18 protein-coding genes and 2 tRNA genes are annotated in these 20,215 nt (G+C 63.3%); 9 read left to right on the forward strand and 11 right to left on the reverse strand.

Annotated elements, in window-relative coordinates; genetic code table 11:
* Positions 1-19: 19 nt before the first annotated feature.
* Positions 20-154 carry a hypothetical protein gene (locus ABIB57_RS03960; RefSeq protein ID WP_354038599.1) on the reverse strand — a complete coding sequence of 45 codons (135 nt, stop codon included), beginning with the start codon at positions 152-154 and terminating at the stop codon, positions 20-22.
* 114 nt (positions 155-268) lie between these two features.
* Here ABIB57_RS03960 and treZ point away from each other — a divergent pair, with 114 nt between their 5' ends.
* Both treZ and ABIB57_RS03970 read left to right on the forward strand, forming a co-directional pair.
* A complete protein-coding gene (gene treZ, locus ABIB57_RS03965) occupies positions 269-2,074 on the forward strand; it encodes a malto-oligosyltrehalose trehalohydrolase (protein WP_354038601.1) in 1,806 nt (601 codons plus the stop codon).
* A gap of 197 nt (positions 2,075-2,271) precedes the next feature.
* On the forward strand, positions 2,272-4,251 hold the full coding sequence (locus ABIB57_RS03970) for a DUF5107 domain-containing protein (protein ID WP_354038602.1): 1,980 nt from the start codon (positions 2,272-2,274) through the stop codon (positions 4,249-4,251).
* On the opposite strand, the gene ABIB57_RS03975 is transcribed toward ABIB57_RS03970, so the two are convergent.
* Positions 4,248-5,255 (reverse strand): N-acetylglucosamine kinase, encoded by a 1,008-nt coding sequence (locus tag ABIB57_RS03975; protein ID WP_354038604.1) that lies wholly within the window; start codon positions 5,253-5,255, stop codon positions 4,248-4,250. The genes ABIB57_RS03970 and ABIB57_RS03975 overlap by 4 nt on opposite strands.
* 106 nt (positions 5,256-5,361) lie before the next feature.
* Here ABIB57_RS03975 and ABIB57_RS03980 point away from each other — a divergent pair, with 106 nt between their 5' ends.
* From ABIB57_RS03980 to ABIB57_RS03995, 4 genes are all read left to right on the forward strand, one after another.
* A complete protein-coding gene (locus ABIB57_RS03980) occupies positions 5,362-6,318 on the forward strand; it encodes a MurR/RpiR family transcriptional regulator (protein ID WP_354038606.1) in 957 nt (318 codons plus the stop codon).
* Positions 6,315-7,064, forward strand: a complete 750-nt coding sequence (locus ABIB57_RS03985) for a sugar isomerase domain-containing protein (RefSeq protein WP_354038607.1) — start codon at positions 6,315-6,317, stop codon at positions 7,062-7,064. The genes ABIB57_RS03980 and ABIB57_RS03985 overlap by 4 nt, the downstream gene beginning before the upstream one ends.
* A gap of 64 nt (positions 7,065-7,128) precedes the next feature.
* Complete coding sequence (gene ngcE, locus ABIB57_RS03990) at positions 7,129-8,511, forward strand: N-acetylglucosamine/diacetylchitobiose ABC transporter substrate-binding protein (RefSeq protein ID WP_354038609.1); 1,383 nt, start codon at positions 7,129-7,131, stop codon at positions 8,509-8,511.
* Positions 8,512-8,522: 11 nt separating this feature from the next.
* A complete protein-coding gene (locus ABIB57_RS03995) occupies positions 8,523-10,427 on the forward strand; it encodes an ABC transporter permease (RefSeq protein ID WP_354038611.1) in 1,905 nt (634 codons plus the stop codon).
* 439 nt (positions 10,428-10,866) lie between these two features.
* Here the strand turns inward: ABIB57_RS03995 and ABIB57_RS04000 are convergent.
* Positions 10,867-10,941, reverse strand: a tRNA-Gln gene (locus ABIB57_RS04000).
* 144 nt (positions 10,942-11,085) lie between these two features.
* Between ABIB57_RS04000 and ABIB57_RS04005 the strand changes: the two genes are divergently transcribed.
* A tRNA-Pro gene (locus tag ABIB57_RS04005) sits at positions 11,086-11,162 on the forward strand.
* Between the two features lie 74 nt (positions 11,163-11,236).
* On the opposite strand, the gene ABIB57_RS04010 is transcribed toward ABIB57_RS04005, so the two are convergent.
* The 3 genes from ABIB57_RS04010 to ABIB57_RS04020 form a co-directional block, all read right to left on the reverse strand.
* Positions 11,237-11,731: a YidB family protein gene (locus ABIB57_RS04010; RefSeq protein WP_354038613.1), complete on the reverse strand. Its 495-nt coding sequence runs from the start codon at positions 11,729-11,731 to the stop codon at positions 11,237-11,239.
* A 22-nt stretch (positions 11,732-11,753) separates the two neighbouring features.
* A complete protein-coding gene (locus ABIB57_RS04015; protein WP_354038615.1) occupies positions 11,754-12,008 on the reverse strand; it encodes a GlsB/YeaQ/YmgE family stress response membrane protein in 255 nt (84 codons plus the stop codon).
* A 117-nt stretch (positions 12,009-12,125) separates the two neighbouring features.
* Positions 12,126-12,764, reverse strand: a complete 639-nt coding sequence (locus tag ABIB57_RS04020; RefSeq protein ID WP_354038617.1) for a biotin transporter BioY — start codon at positions 12,762-12,764, stop codon at positions 12,126-12,128.
* Between the two features lie 95 nt (positions 12,765-12,859).
* Between ABIB57_RS04020 and ABIB57_RS04025 the strand changes: the two genes are divergently transcribed.
* On the forward strand, positions 12,860-13,777 hold the full coding sequence (locus tag ABIB57_RS04025; protein ID WP_354038618.1) for an MBL fold metallo-hydrolase: 918 nt from the start codon (positions 12,860-12,862) through the stop codon (positions 13,775-13,777).
* Between the two features lie 11 nt (positions 13,778-13,788).
* Here the strand turns inward: ABIB57_RS04025 and ABIB57_RS04030 are convergent, their stop codons facing one another.
* From ABIB57_RS04030 to pdxH, 4 genes are all read right to left on the reverse strand, one after another.
* On the reverse strand, positions 13,789-14,679 hold the full coding sequence (locus ABIB57_RS04030; RefSeq protein ID WP_354038620.1) for a DUF1499 domain-containing protein: 891 nt from the start codon (positions 14,677-14,679) through the stop codon (positions 13,789-13,791).
* Between the two features lie 249 nt (positions 14,680-14,928).
* The gene (locus tag ABIB57_RS04035; protein WP_354038622.1) at positions 14,929-16,083 is read right to left on the reverse strand and encodes a M48 family metallopeptidase; all 1,155 of its coding nucleotides are present in this window, start codon (positions 16,081-16,083) and stop codon (positions 14,929-14,931) included.
* A complete protein-coding gene (locus ABIB57_RS04040; RefSeq protein WP_354038623.1) occupies positions 16,083-17,297 on the reverse strand; it encodes a DUF898 family protein in 1,215 nt (404 codons plus the stop codon). Before ABIB57_RS04040 ends, ABIB57_RS04035 begins: the two co-directional genes overlap by 1 nt.
* 75 nt (positions 17,298-17,372) lie before the next feature.
* Positions 17,373-18,002 carry a pyridoxamine 5'-phosphate oxidase gene (gene pdxH / locus ABIB57_RS04045; protein WP_354038625.1) on the reverse strand — a complete coding sequence of 210 codons (630 nt, stop codon included), beginning with the start codon at positions 18,000-18,002 and terminating at the stop codon, positions 17,373-17,375.
* Positions 18,003-18,098: 96 nt separating this feature from the next.
* Between pdxH and ABIB57_RS04050 the strand changes: the two genes are divergently transcribed.
* Entirely contained in the window at positions 18,099-19,034 is a 936-nt protein-coding gene (locus ABIB57_RS04050; RefSeq protein WP_354038627.1) for a DnaJ C-terminal domain-containing protein, read from the forward strand.
* Positions 19,035-19,244: 210 nt separating this feature from the next.
* On the opposite strand, the gene ABIB57_RS04055 is transcribed toward ABIB57_RS04050, so the two are convergent.
* Positions 19,245-20,171, reverse strand: a complete 927-nt coding sequence (locus ABIB57_RS04055; protein WP_354038629.1) for an L-threonylcarbamoyladenylate synthase — start codon at positions 20,169-20,171, stop codon at positions 19,245-19,247.
* Positions 20,172-20,215: the final 44 nt, after the last annotated feature.

Raw genomic sequence — 20,215 nt, forward strand, 5'->3', positions numbered from 1 at the left:
TCCAAGGCACTAGAACGATCTAGGCGTGCGGGTCGGCGCTGGCCACGGCGTTCACCTCGAACGGCTCCCTGCCCTCGCTAAGCAAAGCGTCGATATTGTCAATTTGCTTCGCGAGTAAGGGAACCAGGGACGCTTCGGCAACATTGGCGACCATGTTGCCTCAGTTCACGCGTCGTCCTTGTCGTGATCCTTCGGCACCCTCCAGCTATAGGCCTTCATTGTGCATCAGAATTCTCGGCGTTCCCCTTATATCGCCCGCGCCCACAAAATGCGTTTCGGCGCTGAAGTGCGGGCCGAAACAACGCGGTTTAAGCTCTGGGCTCCGCTCTGCAAATCGGTCCGCCTCAAGCTCAAGGGCCGCCACAAGGTCCTCGATTTGCTGCCCCAGGGCGATGGCTGGCATCGCCTGGAGGTGCCCGATGCCGGCGCGGGCACGCGCTATAAATATGTGCTGCCCGATGGCACCGAGATTGCGGATCCGGCCTCCCGTTACCAACCCGACAATGTCGAGGATTTCAGCGAAGTCATCGACTCGACCGCTTTCGTGTGGGCCGACACGCACTGGGCCGGACGGCCCTGGGAGGAGGCTGTCATCTATGAATTGCATGTCGGAGCCTTCACCCCGGCCGGCACTTTCGCTGCCGCCGCCCAGCGTCTCGATCATCTTGCAGCGCTGGGCATCACCGCGATCCAGCTGATGCCACTGGCCGAGTTCTATGGCGATTATAACTGGGGCTACGATGGCGTGCTGTGGTTCGCACCCTCGTCGGCCTATGGGCGACCCGAAGATCTGAAAGCCTTCGTCGACGCCGCGCACCAGCGCCGGATGATGGTGTTCGTCGACGTGGTCTACAATCACTTCGGCGCCACGGGCAACAGCCTGCCATCGATCGCACCGATCTTCACCAAGGCCCATAAGAGCCCCTGGGGCGAGGCCATCAATTTCGACGGCAAAGGCGCCGCCGTGGTGCGCGAACTGGCGATCGAAAGTGCGCTCTACTGGGTCACCGAATTCAATCTCGACGGACTGCGGTTCGACGCCGTGCACACCATCACGGATGACAGCACCACCCATATACTGGAAATTCTCGCCGCGCGGATATTGGCGGCCCGCCCGCAGCGCTACACCCATCTGATTGTGGAGAATTCGGAAAACCAGGAGCGCTGGCTCAAGCGCAATAGCGGCCTGCAGCCGGTGCATTATACGGCGCAATGGAACGACGACATGCACCATCTGCTCCATTCCGCCGCGACCGGCGAGAACACCGGCTACTATTCCGATTTCGACAACCTGCGCTCGCGCTGCGACAAGCTGGGCCGTTCGCTGGCGGAGGGTTTTGCCTATCAGGGCGAGTTCAAGAAGCGCGAAGGCATGGCCCGCGGCGAGCCGAGCAACGGCCTGCCCGCCACCGCCTTCGTGACCTATATCCAGGACCACGACCAGATCGGCAACCGCATCATGGGCGACCGGATCACGGAACTGGCTAGCCCCGACGCCGTCAAAGCGCTGATCTCGGTCTACCTCCTCGGCCCGCAAATCCCCATGCTGTTCATGGGCGAGGAATGGGCGGCCAAGCAGCCATTTCCGTTCTTTTCTGACGTTCCCGCCAGCCTGCGCCAGATCACGCGCGAGGGGCGGCAGGAGGAGTTGAAACAGACGCCAGAGCACGAGAACCCCAAAAAGGCCGATGTCAGCAAAACCGCCGATCCAACCAGCCCCAACACCTTCGCCTCAGCCAAGCTGGACTGGGCCGCGCTGCGGCAGCCCGAACACCGCGACTGGCTGAACTATTACCGTACGCTAATCGACCTGCGGCACATGGAGATCGCGCCCCGGCTGGTGCGGATGGAAGGATTTTCCAGTCATCACCAAGTGCTGGGCGACAATTCCGTGCTGGTGGACTGGCGCCTCGGCGACGGCTCGATCCTGCGGCTTTACCTTAACCTGTGCAGCGAGGCGCAGGAGGATGTCCCCCCGATCGTCGGCCGCCGCCTGTGGCTGCAGGGCTTCGTCGACGAACACCGGTTGGGCCCGTGGACCGTCCTGTGGACCATCGACGTCACCGGCGCCTGAAGCGTCTTGTACACTCGCGGACCGGAACCGGGCTTCCGCAAAAATGGAGCTGAAGCCCGACCAGTGCCAGCGGGACGTGGGTCAATTAACCGAATTCGCTGGCGAGAATCGGGGGCGGACACCGCTTACCCCCCTGTTCAAGGAGCCCGACGTCGTAGGATGATCGTTGAACTGATCCTCAAAGGACGAATGATCCAATGACGACCTCTATTCACGCCGAGACATTGAGCCTGCCTGCATCGCGCCTGGGCCGGCCGAGCAATGTTCCACGCTTCCGCTGGCAACAACCCATACCCGACACGGAGACGCCACCGAACTTCGGTCTCTCGGCCGATGAGAGCAGTCACGGCTTCAGCTGGGGCAAGGACTCGATACTGCCCTACCAGGTATCCGACGATTACGATCGCGACCTGAAGCCCGGCACGCTCGAGGTCCTCGTGATCGAAAACGCGCGCCTTCGGGCCGTTATCGCGCCCTCGCTCGGCGGTCGCCTGCTCGAGCTCAAGGACCTGAGCACAGGCCGCGATCTGGTGTTTCGCAATCCGGTGTTGCAGCCCGCCAACCTCGCGTCGCTCAACGCCTGGTTCTCGGGCGGCATCGAGTGGAATGGTCTCATTCCCGGGCATACGCCGTTCACCTGCGCGCCGGTGTTTGCGGGTGTGCGTGAGACGCCGCGCGGGCCCGTCCTGCGGCTCTACGAATTCGACCGCATCGTGGAAGCCACTTGGCAGATTGATCTGTTCCTGCCGGCGGACTCCGCCGTCCTGTTCGCTCATGGCCGTATCGTCAACCCGTCGGACACCGCCCGCTTGGCTTATTGGTGGACCAATGTCGCCGTGCCGATGACGCCGGGCACGCGCGTGCTGAGCCCGGCAGACTATTCGATCGAGCACATCTGGCCCGGCAATAATCTGGGCCGCTGCGACTTCCCTCGTGACGACTGGGACGCATCCTATCCGCAGAACTGGGAGAACGCGACGTCGGTGTTCTTCCGCGCGCCGTCCGCGCCGCGCCTCTTCATTGCATCCATCGATCGCGATGGCTACGGCCTGGAACAATGCAGTACGCGCGAAATGCCGGGTCGGAAGTTCTTCTATTTCGGCAGCGGGGCCGGCGGTCAGAACTGGATGGATTATCTGTCCAGGCCCGGCGAGGGCAATTATCTCGAAATCCAGAGCGGCATGACGCCGACGCAGAACCAGCGCTTCGAACTTGGTGCGCACGAGGAGCGCGAATGGACGGAGGCGTTCACGCCGCTCCAGCTCGACGCGACAGCCCACGACCCCGACTATCGGGCGGCGACCACCCATGCTGCCAACGCCATCGCGCGGGCAATACCCGCCGATGAACTGGCGCAGGTGGACGCCTTCTTGGCCGAACAGGCCCGTCTTCCTCTCGATGTTCGCCACTCGGCTGGCGAGCGCTGGGGCGCGCGAGAGGAACGCCTGATCGGCAAAACCCTCGCAGCCGGTCTTGACTTCAGCGTGGACGGGGCCAACGACTTCTGGGACGACTTGGCGCGTGGCGCCGCCATCGCCGCCTCGAACCTGCGCGACATGCCTGACGGCGTCGCCCTGTCGCCCCGGTGGATCGAGCGGCTCAAAGCCAATGCGCCGACATGGCTGGGCGAACTGACCCTGGCCACCGCCGCGCTCGATCGCAATGATCGCCAAGCGGCACGCGAGCACGTGGCGCAGTCCCTCGCGCTCAAGCCAAGCTGGGCCGCCTATCGCCTCGAAGCCCTGTTGGCCAACGATGCAGGGGATGCATCGAGCAGCTATCTGCGCGCGTGGAACGCCAGCGACGCGCCGCCGGAGCTGGCAGTCGAAATCGCGCAGTATTTCGTGACCACGCGGCTTTCGGGTGAACTCAAAGCCTTCGTTGACGGGCTGCCGGCACACATCCGGGCCAACGAACGCATCATCCTCGCCCGTGCTGCCGTCGCGGCCAACGACGGTGATTTCGACGAACTCGAACGCCTGCTCTTTGATCGACCTTTTGCGACCATTCGCGAAGGAGAGACGCTGCTGTCCGATCTGTGGATCCGCCTCCGCCGCGGGCGGCTCGAGGCGCAGCTCAAACGTCCCGCTACCGTTGATGAGATCAAGGCCGACCTCAAAACCCATCCGGTGCCCCGCGCGCTCAACCTGCGCATGCACGAGATCGAGGAGACTTAAGCCGGCGTGATCGCCTTGGCGGCACGGGCTTTTACCGATGCGGCGATGGCGATGAGCATCGCTTCGTCGACGGTCACTCCCTGGTGGCGGAGCGCCAGCACCGCTGCACCGACCGAACCGTCCCCCGAAAGGCGGATGTCCGGCTCGTGGCCGGCAGTGCGCATCACCTGCGCGATAGCTGCGGGCAGGCCGGTGAGATGGGCGGCAATGCCGCCAGCCAACACCACCGGCCCCGGCATGCCGGGGTTGAACACCTGCTGGAAATCGGCGAGCAGGTAACGCTCGGATTGGGCCAGCAACCCCGCTGCAACCGCATCGTCGCGGTTGGCGATCACCAATGGCGCAAATTTGGCGAGTTCGATCGGCGGCATCGCATAGATGGCGTCAATCAGCAGGCGCAGCGGCAGCGGACGCCCATCGAAAGCGCGCTCGCCGGTAAGGGGAATGTCGAGGGCGCCGAGGATGGCCTTGGTCAAGGCAGTCTCGGGACCGCGGCCTTCGAGCGCGGCGGTGATGGCGATGGCGGCCTGGTGCCCGAGCCAATAGCCCGAGCCCAGGTCGCCGAGCAGCCAGCCGGCCGCGTCGGCGACGCGCTCGATCTCGCCGTCACGGACGCGCACCGCGCCCGCGCCGGTGCCGCAGACGACGCAATAGCCGCTCGTCGCGGCGGTTACGGACGGCAGCAGGGCGTTGAGGTCGCCACTGAAAACCAGCGGACCGCTGAGGCCGAGCGCGCGAAAGGCCGCCTCAATCCGCGTCCGTGCGGCATTCACGTTGGGGCCGGCCATGGCGAGCAATGCCACGACGATGTTGAGCGGCACGCCGGCATCGGCGACGGCGGCTTCGGCGGCAGCGATGATCGCGGCGGCAGCCTGGTCCGGCGGGTTCGAGCCAGGATTGCCCCCGCGGCTCTTGCCTTGGCCGAGGCAGTTGCCCGCCATGTCCACCAGCGTCGCGCGGGACGTCGAACCGCCGATGTCGAGGGCCAACAGAGCTGTGATCATTTCGCTATCCACCCGCTTGCCAGCACTATACTTGCTGGGTAAGAATTGTTTTCAGCGATTGTCGGCCGTCTTGAGATTGATTTTCAATATAGGCTCGTAACATGCGATGACTGGGGCAGCAAAGACGTTCAGCGTGGTGGACCGCATCGTGACGTATCAGTCGCAGATGCCGGTCACGATGGCAAAGATTGCGGCGGTGCTTATCGCTGATCCCAGGGCCCCGCTGGCTCTGTCGATCACCGAGCTCGCCAAGCGCGCCGGCACTTCCGCAGCCACCGTCACCCGCTTCTGCCGGCTGATTGGCTATGCGGGTTTCTCCGACCTGCGTGTTGGCATCGCCGAAGATGTCGGTCGGGGTGGCTCCCAAGCCGCCTGGATCGCCGATATCGGCCGTTCCTTTGGCCCGGACGATCCACCCGAGGACATCCGCGACGCCCTGTTCAACACCCATATGCTGTCACTCCAGACGACGGCCGGCCTGATCGACATCCCCACCGCCGTTCGCATCGCCAAGGCCATCGTTGCGTCGCGCCACCTCGATGTCTATGGCGTTGGCGGCAGCGCACTGACCGCGCTTGAAACCGAGGCGCGGCTCTATCGCATCGGCATCGGCGTGCACGCGTGGTCGGAAATCCACGACGGGCTCACCAGTGCCGCCATTCTCGACCAGCACTGTGTCGCCATCGGTATCTCAAACACGGGCCGCACCGAAGAAACCATCCAGATGCTGGCGGTCGCCAAGGCAGCCGGTGCGTATACGGTGGCGATCACCGCCAACCCGGCGTCGCCGCTGGCCAAGCTTGCCCATGATGTCCTCATCGCGGCCTCGCCCAATGGCTATTTACAGCCCGCCGACCTGTCCGCGCGACACTGCCAGCTGTTTGTCGTCGACCTGCTCTATCTGCTGATCGCGCAGCTCGACTACGATCGCACCACCCGCCTGCTTGCCGCCTCCGGCGCCGCTGTAGCGCCCCGGCGCCGGCCGTTCCGCCGCGGCGCCTTTTCCCAGTCCGCCGCAGGTCTTGCGGTGGCCGAACGCCCCAAGGAACCGAGTTCACTATGACCACCCTTACCGCCCAGTTTCTGCATGAAGTCACGACCCGCCTCGAGCGCCTTGCGGGCCCGAATGCGGCGATCGACGAGGCCGTCAGGCTCACCGCCGATGCGCTTGAGGCCGGTGGCGTCATTCAGGCCTTCGGCACCGGTCACTCCGAGGCCTTCGCGATGGAGATTGCCGGTCGCGCCGGCGGTCTGATCGCCACCAATCGTATCGCGCTGCGCACGCTGGTGCTGCGCGGCGGGCGCGATATTTCGGCGCTGGGCGGCGCCGAATTCGAGCGTGACCCCAATGTCGGCGAGAACCTGATTTCGTTGTTTGACGTCCAGCCGAACGATATTTTCATGATCGCCTCAAATTCCGGCGTCAACGGATCGATCCTGGGCGTAGCGCTCGCCGCCAAGGCGCGCGGCCACAAGGTGATCGCGCTGACCAGCCTCGATCACACCATGAAGGTGACGCCCAAGCATCCGAGCGGCAAACGCCTCAGCGAGGTCGCCGACGTTACCATCGACAATCTGGCGCCCTTCGGCGACAGCACGATGGTGCTCCAGGGTGGGATCGGCATCGGCGCCGTATCCTCGCTCACCGCAGCCTTTATCGCCCAGCGCATCACCATCGGCGTCGCCGAGACGATGCGCCAACGCGGTAAAACGCCCCCGGTCTACATTTCCGCGAACATTCCGGGCGGCGACGAGCACAACACCGCTCTTGAGAATCTGTACGGCGCGCGAATCCGCAGGGAGGCATAACCAGCTTGCGGGAGCGTTCGACGTGGAGTGAACTAGTCCAATAATTATAACAGGGAGAACTAGGATGAATGACACTTTCGATCGCCGCTCGTTCCTCAAGGGAACGACGGCACTTGTAGCGACGGCGCCGTTTGCCGGCCTGCTCGGTTCAACGGCGTTCAGCACCGCCGCATTTGCGCAGGACGCGGCCAATCCGTTCGGCCTTGCCGACGGCTCGACCGTCGATGCGGTGATCTTCAACGGCGGCTACGGCATCGATTATGTCGAGTTCGCCGCCGCCCTCATGCAGAAGAACCACCCGAACGTCACTGTGAAGGTCTCGCCGTCGACGCAGATCGCCCAGGAATTGCAGCCGCGTTTCCTCGGCGGCAACCCGCCTGATCTGATCGACAACTCCGGCGCCCAGGCTATCGGCTTCAGCGCCATTATCGACCAGCTCGAGGATATGAATTCGGTGCTCGATGCGCCGAACCTGGAAGGCGTCAAGATCCGCGACACGCTAGTCGGCGGCGTCGAACTGCCCGGCACCTTTGGCGACAAGTTTGTCGCGCTCAACTACGTCATGACGGTTTACGCGATCTGGTATTCCGCCAGCCTGTTCGAGGCCAACGGCTGGACCCCGCCGACCACCTGGGCCGAAGCGATCGAACTGGGCAAGAAGGCCAAGGAAAAGAACATCTACCTGTTTGGTTGGGGCAAGGAAGCCGCCACCTATTACCGCACCACCGCAGTCGCCTCGGCGATCAAGGAGGGCGGTGATGAAGTGCGCCTGGCCATCGACAACTTCACCCCCGGCTGCTGGTCGCTTCCGGCCATGCAGTCTGTCTTGAGCGCGATGTACGAGATCATCTCGGGCGGCATGGTCAAGCCGGGCGGCGCAGGCACGCAGTTTACCGCTGCCCAGGCGCAATGGTCGAACGACCAGTCGTTCCTGCTCTATCCCTCGGGCTCGTGGATCGAGAACGAGATGAAGTCGGCCACCAAGGAAGGCTTCAAGATGACCGGCATGCCGGAGCTCTCTGTCTCCGACAACGGCAAGCTGCCCAAGACCGCCGTTCACTCCACGGCCGGCGAGCCGTTCATCATTCCGCTGGGTGCCCTCAATCTTGCTGGTGGTAAGGAATTGCTCCGCACCATGCTGTCCAAGGAAGCGGCAGCGAACTTCGCCAAGACCAAGCTGGCGCCAACCATCGTCAAGGACACTGTGCCCGCCGACGGTTTCGGCTCGTCCGCGCTGGTCTCGCAGAGCAAGCTGCTGGCCGATGCCGGCAACGACGTGTTTTCCTGGAACTCGTTCGACCTCTACGGCACCAACCAGGACGAACTAGTGGCGTGGAACAGCTTCCTCGATGGCAAGCTCGATGTGGCGGCCTTCACCGCCGCGCTGCAGGCGATCACCGATGCCGTCTACAACGACGCATCGGTCACTAAGGTAGTCGTGAAGTGATGGATGGCACAATGGCGAGAGCTCCCGCCGTCAAGCGACGGTGGAAGTTGCGGAACCTCGAGAACGCCAGCTTCATGCTGGTGTTCCTCGGGCTGCCGCTTGCGATTTACGTTATTTTCGTGATCTCGCCATTCGTGCAGGCCTTCTACTATTCCATGACCGATTGGTCAGGCTTTTCGAAGTCAATGAACTTCGTCGGCCTGGCCAATTATGTCGCGCTTATGCATGACCCAGTCTTCATCAAGGCTGTCTATAACAGTATCGTGCTGGTCCTGGTGCTGCCGCCGCTGGTCATTATCCTCTCGCTGACGCTGGCGACCCTCGTGACCATCGGCGGCGCCAACCGTGGAGAAATCCGGGGTCTCAAGCATTCCGGCATCTACCGCGTCATCTCGTTTTTCCCGTACACGGTCCCCGCCATCGTCATCGGCATCCTCTGGGCGCAGATGTATGATCCGTCCAGCGGCCTGCTGAACGGCATTCTGACCGGCATGGGCTTTGATTTTTTCAAGTCCTTCGCCTGGCTCGGCGATGAGCGCACGGCCATGGGCGCCTCGATCTTCGTCATAACCTGGTCGATGGTCGGCTTCTATATGGTGCTGTTCATCGCCGCCATCAAAGGCATCCCGTCCGAGATCTATGAAGCCGCGCGCGTCGATGGCGCCGGGCGCTTCCGCACCGCGATCAGTGTCACCGTGCCGATGATCCGCGACAGCATCCGCACGGCCTATGTCTATCTTGGCATCCTCGCGCTTGACGCATTCGTCTACATGCAGGCGCTGAACCCGAGCGGCGGCCCGGCCAATTCCACCGTGGTGATTTCCCAGCACCTGCTGAACACGGCCTTCAAGAAGGGCAAGTTCGGCTACGCGACATCGATGGGCGCAACGCTGGCGGTCATCACGCTGGTCTTCGCCGCGCTGGTGTTCTTCGTATTCTGGTGGACTGGTCGCCCCCCCAAATCGGTCAGGGTGAGCACGGTAGCCGAGCCTGTCGTTCGGGTTGCTCCTGTCGTGCGGACCGTGCCTGTCGCGACGCCGGTAACAGCTGCTGTCCCGTTCAAGCGCGCGGTGACGCGCGCAACCATCTGGACGGACACGACCGTCGCCACGATTTCGCACGTCGCCTTGATCGTCTGGGTTCTGGTCATCTGCGCCCCATTGCTGTGGGTGCTAATGAGCTCGTTCAAGACGACCTCGCAAATCTTCCAGTCGCCCTTCACGCTGCCCACCAGCTTCAACTTCGACAATTACGTGTCGGCCTGGACCTCGGCGAGCATCGGCACCTATTTCTTCAACACGGTCATCGTCGTTGGCTGCGCGCTCGTCATCGTCATGCTGCTCGGTTCGATGTGTGCCTATTACCTGGCGCGCTACGAGTTCAAGGGCAGCAAGGTGATCTATTATCTGATGCTGGCCGGCCTGACATTCCCGGTCTTTCTGGCCGTCGTGCCGTTGTTCCAGACGCTCAAGGGCTTTGGCCTGCTCAACACCTTTCCCGGCCTGATCATCACCTATGTGGCCTTCGCGCTGCCGTTCACGGTGTTCTTCCTGTTCGCCTTCTTCAAGACGCTGCCACAAGAGGTCGCGGAGGCGGCCATGATCGACGGCGCAGGCCCGTGGCGCATCTTTTTCACCATCATGCTGCCCATGGCCAAGCCGGGCATCGCATCGGTGGCGATCTTCAACTTCCTCGGGCTGTGGAACCAGTTCCTGCTGCCGATCGCACTCAACACCAATTCCAACAATTACGTGCTGTCGCAGGGCATGGCCTCGTTCGCCTCGCAGGCCGGCTATGCGGTGAACTTTGGCTCCCTGTTCGCGGCGGTGGTGATCACGGTGCTGCCGGTGCTCGTCACCTACATCATCTTCCAGCGCCAGCTACAGGGCTCAGTGTCACCCGGGCTGCTGAAGTAGTTGGGACGTCTGGGACCGGTCACAACCGCCGGCTAAAGACCGCTGCGCAGCCGCCAGCAAAGGAACCAAGTGCGTTGAGAGCCGCAGTTCTCGCGACGGTGGCTCCCATCGCGGTTGCGGCCAATTTGGTCTTGGCGCTTGGAGCGGACGATATGAGCGCCATGGTCATCGACTTTGGCCCGGCCATAAGAACCTGATCGGCGTTCGCATCACTGCGACGCCAGAAACCGCGCCTCTGCCGGCTCGTTTGTCTGCAAACACAACCGAAGGCGACTTCGCCCAGCGCTGCTCATCAGACGAACAACCAGCCACTTTCGCGACTCGAATTTGCCATTGGAAGCGTCTGTGGCCTACCCGTGTCCCCCAATGGCGTGCCACTGACTAAACTACGGCGCAGAAGAGCGTACTTTTATCATTAATTTCAAAGCTTAGAAAAAGTTGGCTGGGGCGCCAGGATTCGAACCTGGGAATGGCGGCATCAAAAGCCGCTGCCTTACCGCTTGGCGACGCCCCAACTGGCGCGGTTCCTACACGGTTTGTGGGTGCTTCGCAATAATGACGGAGCCAAGGATAATTCGCCTGTGGAAGCGCTTGAACGGGAGGGGAAGCGCGGGTATAACCCGCCGCATCGCAAGGCCTTTCGGGCCTGCGCCAGTGACGGAGTATAGCGCAGCCTGGTAGCGCACCTGCTTCGGGAGCAGGGGGTCGAGTGTTCGAATCACTCTACTCCGACCAATCAAAACCCCGGCCTCTCGCGAGGCCGGGGTTTTTGTTTGACCATGATTCGCCGAATGCGTTGCGATCGAAGTCTAGCCAGCCAGGCGCTGGGCTTCGGCTTCGGTCGGGAGGCGGCCTTCGGGGGTCAGGTGATTGATCGCCTGGGGCAGTGTCTTGGACAGGCGCTCGAGCAGATCGGCGCGCGACAGTCCCGTCTTTTTCGTCAGTTCGGTGATGGTGTCTTCGCCCAGTGTCTCTTCCAGGTCGGCGGGCTGAACAGGTGCGTTATCCTGGCCCGGAACGATCCAGCTATCGGCCTGCGCGCCACGCCCGGTCTGGCGAAAGCGATCGACGAGATCGCCGAGGCCGCCGCTGAGGACGCCACCAGCGGAGGCGCCGCCAAGCGCCCCGCCGAGGCCACCCAGGATATCGCCGAGCCCCCCGGTCGCACGACCTGGATTAGCAGGATCGGCTGGCTGGTTGCCAAGTCCGTTGAGCAGGCCACCGAGCTTGTCACGGTTCTGGAAACCAGCGACGGCCAGCAGGCCGAGCAAGGCAACCATGGACGGCATTCCATTATTCGCCATTTTTACTCTCCTCTAACGTGGATCAGACACGGCGGCGGGCGATCAGGCCCCAGACGAACAGCACGATGATGGCGCCGACGACGGCACCAATCAGGCCCGCGCCTTCGCCGGGCGCATACCAGCCCAGGGCCTGGCCGAGATAGGAAGCGACGAATGCACCGACGATGCCCAGGATCGTGGTCATGATGAAGCCGGAGGGCTCATTGCTGCCCGGCATGATGAACTTGGCAATGATGCCGGCGACAAACCCGATAATGATCGTCCAGATGATACCCATGACGCTTCTCCTGATGAACTGCAGCAGCAACGTGCGCTGGGTAAGGCGGTTCCGCCCGGGCACAACAAAAAAGGCCGGCCCCGAAGGACCGGCCTCGATCAGGCAGATGTATTGGGATCAGCGCTTGGCGCCGAACAGGGCCCAGGCACCGGTGACGGTCAGCGCGGCAAAAGCCATTTTGAGCACGTCCCAGATGATGAACGGCTTGATGGCGCCATCGAAGGCCACGGTGAGCAGATTGCCGCCGGACAGCCAGGCGGGCAGCGCGCCGCCGCCCTGGACGATGAGGTTGGCAACAACCATCAGCCAGGCGAAACCGAAAGCGAAGGAGACCGCGTCGGCAACCAGCATGGTGGCGAACATGGTGAGGGGGCGCTGGGCAGCGCCGCGATCGGCAGCCATGCCGATGATGAAGGCCATCGGCAACCAGCCGATGATGAAGCCGAAGGACGGGCTCATGATGTAGCCGAAGCCGCCGCCGGTGGAGAACACTGGCAGGCCGGACAGGCCCTCGAGCAGATAGAGCATCACGGTGGCGACACCGATGCGGGCGCCGAAAGCGGCAGCCATGGCGGCGACAACCATGCTCTGCAGCGTGATGTGAACCGGCCAGACGGGCACGTTGATCTTGGCGGCGACAGTCAGCAGCGCGGTGCCGAGAACGACGGTCACAAGGCCCATGGCGAGCTTGGCGGCGTCCGATTTCGGCTGGAAAGCGCCGAGCAATGTATTGGGCGTGGTCAAAGTCACAGCCATTTTATACCTTCCATGCATCTGATGAACCGGCACCCCTCCCGGGAGCATCTCGATTCAGAACCCGAACTTCATAATCGCTTGGAATATTTCGCGCAATGGCATCCCCGGCCCCGGCCCTGATCTTCAATACCGAGTTTAATCCGCAGACTGGGGAGGCAGTGCCCGTCGTGCCGGGCCTGGTGCGGGTTACGGCGCCCAATGCCAGCGTCTATACGTTCACGGGGACCAACAGCTTTATTGTCGGACATGACAGCGTCGCGGTGATCGATCCGGGTCCGGACAATGGCGAACACCAGGCGGCGCTAGAGCGCGCGGTGTCGGGGCGGAGAATCGAGGCGATCATCCTCAGCCATACCCATCGCGACCATAGCGCTTCGGCGCGGCGGCTGGCCGATGCGTGGACCGTGCCATTGTGGTTCGAGGGACGGCACCGGCTGTCGCGGCCCTTGCGGCGCTTCGAGCGCAATCCGATTCAGAACTCCTGCGACTGGGATTTGGTACCGGACCGAACGCTGGGCGATGGCGAGGTGCTGACGGTCGGTGGGGTTGGCATCAGCGTGCACAAGACCCCGGGGCATTGCGCCAACCATCTGGCGCTCGGGCTGGTGGGAACACCAACGCTGCTGAGCGGCGATCACGTCATGGGCTGGAATTCGACGCTGGTCTCAGTGCCCGATGGTTCGATGGCAGATTATCTGGCGTCGCTGGACAAGGTTATCGCGCTGGAATTTTCCCATTATGTGCCGGCGCATGGCGGGCCGATTGCGGATGGCGTGAACTATGCGCGGGCGCTCAAGGCGCATCGGGACGCGCGGAACGAGCAGGTGCTGGCGGCGGTGCAGGCGGGGGCGAATACGCTGGGCAAGGTGGTGTCGGCGGTTTACCCGAAGATTGGCGTGGCACTGCGGATGGCGGCGCGCATGACCGTGACCGCGCATGTGGAATATCTGGAGGAGCTGGGCAAAATCACTGTCCGCCGTGGTCCGTTCGGGGCGCGGCTCAAGGCGGAGTAGAAGTCGATAGCTCAGCCGCGATCGACAACCTCTGCGGGATTTTCGGCCGGTGGGGGCTGACTGGGAATTGGCGTCTGGTTGGCGGGAGCGGCATCGTTAGCGCCACCATCATCCGGATCGGCCTCGACGGGCTGGTCGGCATTGGGATTGTCGCGCAGCAGCGTGGTGACTTCGGTATCGAGGGCGACCAGAAAGTCTTCGATGCGCTGGCCGTTGGAGCCAAAATCGTGGATTGCGTTGATCGAGGCGGAGCGCATGTCGACGCTGACGCCATTGGCGGTGCCGGTGATGAGCAACACGGCCTCCTCGCGCCAGCCGAACAGGGTGACGATGCGGGCATTGATCCGGCCGGTGTCGGTGGGCGAGGCGGGAGCCTGCTGGCGGCGAATGTCCCAGCCGCGATCGGTGACCATCCGCAGCACGATGTCATAGGCTTGCTGGGCATCGAGCGGATAGGTGCGGGTGCGCACATTGGGGAAGATGGCGTCGATCTGCGCATTGGACAGCAGCTTGGGCGGCGGCATCAGCGTGGTGTCGGGTTCGAGCACCAGCGGCATGCGGCCGCGATCGGTGGTGGCAATATCGGTGACGGGCGGATAGCGAACCGCCAGCATGGTGAAATAGGCGACGGGCACGAGGCAGAGCAGACCCAGCAGCAGACCGGAAAAGGTGCGGCCCCAGCCCTGATCGCCGGTATGCCACAGCCGGATCAGCGCCAGCAACGCGATGCAGACCGCCGAGGCCGCCACCAGCGCCGCGAGCACGGCCGCGATCAGGAAGATATCGCTGGGGATCAGGTGTTCACGATGCAGCCACACAGGAATTACGGTCAGGGGAACCGCCAGGCTGCCGAAGCGGCGCGCCAGAATGGCCCATTTCGATGTTCGGATCAGTATGCGCAAAAGCCGTTTCCCTGAGCCTTGCTAGCGTAGCGGCAAGGTGTTGCGCGAGTTTGAATAAAGTTTTCGATCGGCGAAATTTTCAGGTTCATACGGAGTCATTGCCGCGCAGGCGGGAACCGCTGTTGACGATGCCAGAAAGAAAACGGAGGTTCCCGCCTGCGCGGGAATGACCCGGTGGGTGGGGGCGTCGAGCGACAGCCGATGACCCGGGCAGCACAAGATGGTACGAGAAAACCAGCGTTTGAATTTCTAGTTCCCCAGCTTGTTTTTTGGTGCTGAAGCCTTGAGGGGCTCGCTGCACATGGACTTGATGGCGCTCCATTCGGTGGGGGTGAAGGGCGGCTCCAGCCCGGCGGGAGTTTGCCGGGTCAGCGCTTCCAGATGGGCGCGACGGTCCTCGGTGAGCGGGTGAGTGCTGAACAGGGCCAGGGCCTTGCTGAAATCGTCGTCTTCGGCGACGCGGTTGAGCAGATCGGCAAGGCCGGCAGGCTGGAAATCCATGCGGCTGGCGACTTCGGCGGCGTAGGCATCGGCCTGGCTTTCGGCTTCGCGCGAGAAGTGGGTGTCGATCATGGTGGACCCGAGGCCAGCGGCGATGGAAATGCCGGTCATATCGCCGAGGATGAAGCCGACCAGCGCGCCGGTGCCAGCGCTGGAAATCAGGCCTTCCATGGCGTGGCGATGCACGACATGTCCGATTTCGTGGGCGAGGACGCCGGCGAATTCATCGGGGGACTTGGCGCGGTCGAGCAGGGCGGAGAAGAAATAAACCTTGCCGCCGGGCAGCGCGAAGGCATTGGCGACATCGGTGCGCACCACCTTGATATCGAGCGTGAAGGGCGAGCCGGTGCCCAAGGCGGCTGCGCCGAAGCGGGCTATGGCGGCGTTGGCGAGACTATTGGGATCGGGATCGCAGATGGCGAAATTGTCGGTTTCCTTGAGGCTGGCCTCCATCTGGGTGGCGACGGTATCGCCCATGGTGCGCTCCCAATCGGGCGGCACGTAATCGACCACGCGCGCGGCCAGCAAGGGGACACCATAGAGGTAGGCGAGGATGACGGTGGCCAAGGCGACAGTGGCGATGACGCCGATGCGCACCTGCTTGGAGAACTCCATGGCCTGCTTGGTGGTCAGATCGGGCAGCATGGCGCGGACCTGGCCGATTTCGGCCGGGCCGGTGACGATGATGCGGGCGCCGGAGTTTTCCCTGACCGAACTGAGGCGCAGTTCACCCTTGCGGCCATGGGCGGGGTGGATATCGGCGGCGGCCCAGCGCGTCAGGATGGCATTGGTCTGGGGATCACGAAGCAGCAGATTGCCGCCGCTGCCGACGCTTTCGTAATCGAGGGCGACATCGATGACTTCGGCGACGAGGCCATCCTGATAGCGGGCGGAGACGCTCATTAATAGGCTCCCACATTGAGCGCATCGGCGAGGCCTTCGCCGGCCAGCGTCTTGTCTTCGCCGCGGGCGCGCACGGTGCGGAGGGAGGCGATGTCGCTGATGGTGGCGTGGTTGGCGACCAACTTCCAAAAGGCGAGGCCGATAAACAGCTCATGCATGAAGCTGAAGGCGGCGAGGATCAGCAGATAGCCGATCACCACGGCAATCAGCACGCCGGCGCTGCCCTGCAGACGGCCCATGAACAGGGCCATGTCGAACTGGTCGCCGGCAAAGGCGTCATTGGCGAGGATGAAGAGCACGATGATGCCGCCGATGGCGAGGACGATGTAGATGCCCAGCAGCGCCAGGCCGAACAGTAGATATTGGCCGATCAGGCTGCGGGCGCGGATGGTGACGGCCAGGTTGGAGGGGCCGATATGAACGGACGACCAGAAGCGGGTCATTTCGCGCGACTGGTAGATCAGGATGACAGCACCGCAGATCAGCGCGGCGACGAGGCCGGGGACGACGCTGAGCGGATTGCTGGGGCCGCCGGGGGTGAAGGCGCCCATGCCGGCGCTGGTCAAGGCGCCAATGCTGCCCACGACGACGACCACGGCATAGGCCAGATAATAGGGGCCGAGCAGCGCCCGGGCGCGGCCGGTGAAACTGAACTGGCGGTCGCCATACCAGGTGTTGTTCCAGCGATAGCGCCAGAGATTGCTGGCCATCCAAGGATAGATAATGCCGAGGGTCAGCAGCATGAGGATGGTCCAGCCGAAGCGGCGGAAGGCGTAGCCGAAAGCGCTGCCGGCCTGATCGAAGCGGATGCCGCGCCAGAGGGTGCGCGAGAGGCGGAAGTCGCGGGCGCGATAGGTGGCGTAACCGGTGAGGAACCACAGCACGACGGCGACGACGGCGTAGCCGGATACGGCCACTTCCCCGCTTTGGGTGGAGAGGTAGAAAAACAGCGCGTAAATCGGCACGAAGACGATCAGCGCCAGCATGAAGCCGATCAGCAATTGCAGGGCGTGGCCGGTGTAATCGAGCGGATCGCCGTGGATTTCAGTATTGGACCAGTAGAAGCGGCGCTTCCAGGTGGTGACCCAGAACCGGTAAAGGCCAATGGTGGGCAGCATCAGCGCATAGCCGCGCAGTACAATGCCAGCCATTTCGCGGCGCGTGCCGGTAAAAACGACCTGTACCGGCCGTTCCTGCTCATTCTCCAAGACCATCACGCGTCCCCAGATGCCCCGCATACTGTCTATGCGAGCGCTTGGCGATTTGGAAGACGGGGGGAGATTTCTTGATCAGGGATAGAGGCGAGTATTGGTCCAGGGGGCGTCGGGGGTTTTGCGGGTGAACCGGACGCGGTCATGCAGGCGATACTGGCCGTCCTTCCAGAACTCGATGCTCACGGGAACGATGCGGAAGCCGGACCAGTGGGATGGGCGGGTGACGGGGCCATCGCCGATCTGCGACTCAAGGGTTTTGACGCGGTCCATCAGGGTCTGGCGGCTATCGAGCGGACGCGACTGTTCGGACGCGGACGACGCGATCTGGCTGCCCTTGTGGCGCGAGGCGAAATAGGCGTCGGCCTCGGCGGGGGTGACGACTTCGACCGGGCCACGCACGCGCACTTGGCGGCGCAGCGATTTCCAATGCATCAGCATGGCGGCGCTGGGATGGGCATGGAGCTGCTCGCCCTTGGCGCTCTCGAAATTGGTGAAAAAGGCGAAGCCGCGGGCGTCTCGCTGGTTGAGCAGGACCATGCGGACATCGGGCATGCCATCGGCATCGACGGTGGCGAGGGCCAGCGCGTGCGGGTCATTGGGCTCGGCTTCCTGGGCCAGGGCGAACCATTCCTCGAACAGCGCAAAGGGATCGAGATCGGTGCGATCGCCATCGTCAAACAGGCGTTCGGTCAGGGTCTGCAACATGATGACAGCCGTAAAACTGGACAAGGCGGGGGACGCTCGCCATATAGGACGGGAAACCATGGCGAAGCAACGCCAAGACTCAATCGACAGGACACGATGCGCGATCCATATACCGTGCTGGGGGTGACCCGCTCGGCAAGCGAGAAGGACATCAAATCCGCCTATCGCAAGCTGGCCAAGAAATTCCACCCCGACCAGAATCCGGAAGACCCGGCGGCACACGAGAAGTTTGCCGAGGCAACGCATGCCTATGACCTGCTGAACAATGTCGAAAAGCGCGGCCAGTTCGACCGTGGCGAAATCGACGCGGACGGCAATCCCAAGTTTGCCGGCTTCAATCCGGGCGCCGCTGGCGCGGGACGCGGCGGGCGCACGGCCCAGGGCGGGTTTTCGGCCGAAGACATCCTCAAGGAATTCATGAGCGGCTTTGGCGGCACGCAGCGCGGCGGTGCACGTCCGGGTCCGGGCGGCGCGCAATGGGACCCCTTTGCGGGTGCCGCGCAGCAACCAGGTGGCGGCGGCCGCAAGGGCGAGGACGTGATCGTGACTGCGGCGGTGTCACTCGAGGACGCGAACAACGCGGCTTCGGTGCAGGTGCGTATGCCAAATGGCAAGGTGCTGTCCGTCAAGCTGCCCGAAAAGGTCGAGGAAGGCCAACAGATCCGGCTCAAGGGCCAGGGCACGCCCAATCCGTTTGGCGAGGCCGGCGATGCTCTGGTGACGGTGAAATTCCAGAAATCCAAGCAGTTCCGCCGCGACGGCGCCGATTTGCGCACCGACGTGGCGCTGGCGCTCTACGAAGCCGTGCTGGGCACTAAAATCCGCGTGCCGACGCTGGGCGGCTCGGTCGAACTGAACCTGCCCCCGGGCGTCGATACCGGCAAGGCCCTCCGCCTCAAGGGCAAGGGGCTGTACGGTGACGGCGATTTGTACGTGAATTTGAAGGTGGTTCTGCCGCCCGGCGGCGATCCGGACCTGGAAGCGCTGATGCGGTTCATGCGGGAAAGCAAGCCGTATAAGGTGCGGGATTAATAAGGACGCTTGACCGCCAGATCGGGGCTACCCCGTCACCCCCTCCCAACCTCCCCCGTCACGGGGGAGGTGCCTCTCAACTCTTGAGTCCCAATCGAGTTCAACTCTTGAGACTCAATGCAGTGCCACCCACCGGCAGACACCTCCCCCTTGACGGGGGAGGCTGGGAGGGGGTGTCGTTTAAGGTCGATGGCAGTGCTCGTCTGCCGGTTATCTCGGAGCCGCTGCCCGCTCCAACCGGTCGTTGATCGCCTCACCCAGGCCATCCATCGGAATCGGCGTCACCGCGATCAACGAAGCCCCCGACGCATCCAGTTCATGCAGCATCGAGAACAAATTCCGCGCCGCTTCGCGCAAGTCGCCTGAGGGTGAGAGGTTGCGCATTGGGCCATCCCATGACGGCGACGCGCCGAAGGCCAGCCAAGCCTCCCCAGCCTGCGGCACCGTATTTAGCCTCACGGCCGCACGCGGCGCGTAGTGGCTGAGCAACATGCCGGGGGCGGCAATAGCGCTGTCTTTGGGCGCGAGTTCCACCGTCTGCCCGATAACGGCTTCGATTTCGGAGCGGGCCAAGGCCCCTGCCCGCAATTGGATCAGGCGGTTGCCATCGACGCGGATAATGGTGGATTCCAGGCCGGATGTGCATGGACCGCCGTTCACAACCGGGACACGCCCCTCAAACCCGCTCACCACCTGCTCGGCCGTCGTGGGTGACAGCCGCCCGGACGGATTGGCCGAAGGCGCGGCCAACGGCCGGCCGGCCGCCCGGATCAACTCCAGCGCCAAAGGATGGTTCGGAACCCGGATCGCCACACTGTCCAGCCCTGCCGTGGCGACATCCGCCAAGCCATTCCCCGGCCTTGCGGGCAGCACCAAAGTCAGCGGGCCGGGCCAAAACTCAGCCAACCGCTCCGCCAGCGGCGGGAACTCGGCCAGGGTCTTGGCCATTTCCAGATCAGCGACGTGGACGATCAGCGGATTGAACCGGGGACGGCCCTTGGTCTCATAAATCGACAACACCGCATCGGCATTGGTAGCATCGGCGCCCAGGCCGTAGACGGTTTCAGTCGGGAAGGCACACAGCTTTCCCTCACGCAGAAGTGCGGCAGCGGCGGCGATATCGAGGAAAGCGCTCATGAGGGCTGTTTGACAACCGGGCGGCGGCACGTCAAGACGGAGTG

Source organism: Devosia sp. UYZn731, from assembly GCF_040546795.1.
Classification (GTDB): domain Bacteria; phylum Pseudomonadota; class Alphaproteobacteria; order Rhizobiales; family Devosiaceae; genus Devosia.

Excerpts from the sequence above, each read along its gene's own strand:
- ABIB57_RS03960 (WP_354038599.1), bottom strand. The coding sequence starts at position 154 with ATGGTCGCCAATGTTGCCGAAGCGTCCCTGGTTCCCTTACTCGCGAAG.
- treZ (WP_354038601.1), top strand. The coding sequence starts at position 269 with ATGCGTTTCGGCGCTGAAGTGCGGGCCGAAACAACGCGGTTTAAGCTC.
- ABIB57_RS03970 (WP_354038602.1), top strand. The coding sequence starts at position 2,272 with ATGACGACCTCTATTCACGCCGAGACATTGAGCCTGCCTGCATCGCGC.
- ABIB57_RS03975 (WP_354038604.1), bottom strand. The coding sequence starts at position 5,255 with ATGATCACAGCTCTGTTGGCCCTCGACATCGGCGGTTCGACGTCCCGC.
- ABIB57_RS03980 (WP_354038606.1), top strand. The coding sequence starts at position 5,362 with ATGACTGGGGCAGCAAAGACGTTCAGCGTGGTGGACCGCATCGTGACG.
- ABIB57_RS03985 (WP_354038607.1), top strand. The coding sequence starts at position 6,315 with ATGACCACCCTTACCGCCCAGTTTCTGCATGAAGTCACGACCCGCCTC.
- ngcE (WP_354038609.1), top strand. The coding sequence starts at position 7,129 with ATGAATGACACTTTCGATCGCCGCTCGTTCCTCAAGGGAACGACGGCA.
- ABIB57_RS03995 (WP_354038611.1), top strand. The coding sequence starts at position 8,523 with ATGGCGAGAGCTCCCGCCGTCAAGCGACGGTGGAAGTTGCGGAACCTC.
- ABIB57_RS04010 (WP_354038613.1), bottom strand. The coding sequence starts at position 11,731 with ATGGCGAATAATGGAATGCCGTCCATGGTTGCCTTGCTCGGCCTGCTG.
- ABIB57_RS04015 (WP_354038615.1), bottom strand. The coding sequence starts at position 12,008 with ATGGGTATCATCTGGACGATCATTATCGGGTTTGTCGCCGGCATCATT.
- ABIB57_RS04020 (WP_354038617.1), bottom strand. The coding sequence starts at position 12,764 with ATGGCTGTGACTTTGACCACGCCCAATACATTGCTCGGCGCTTTCCAG.
- ABIB57_RS04025 (WP_354038618.1), top strand. The coding sequence starts at position 12,860 with ATGGCATCCCCGGCCCCGGCCCTGATCTTCAATACCGAGTTTAATCCG.
- ABIB57_RS04035 (WP_354038622.1), bottom strand. The coding sequence starts at position 16,083 with ATGAGCGTCTCCGCCCGCTATCAGGATGGCCTCGTCGCCGAAGTCATC.
- ABIB57_RS04040 (WP_354038623.1), bottom strand. The coding sequence starts at position 17,297 with ATGGTCTTGGAGAATGAGCAGGAACGGCCGGTACAGGTCGTTTTTACC.
- pdxH (WP_354038625.1), bottom strand. The coding sequence starts at position 18,002 with ATGTTGCAGACCCTGACCGAACGCCTGTTTGACGATGGCGATCGCACC.
- ABIB57_RS04050 (WP_354038627.1), top strand. The coding sequence starts at position 18,099 with ATGCGCGATCCATATACCGTGCTGGGGGTGACCCGCTCGGCAAGCGAG.
- ABIB57_RS04055 (WP_354038629.1), bottom strand. The coding sequence starts at position 20,171 with ATGAGCGCTTTCCTCGATATCGCCGCCGCTGCCGCACTTCTGCGTGAG.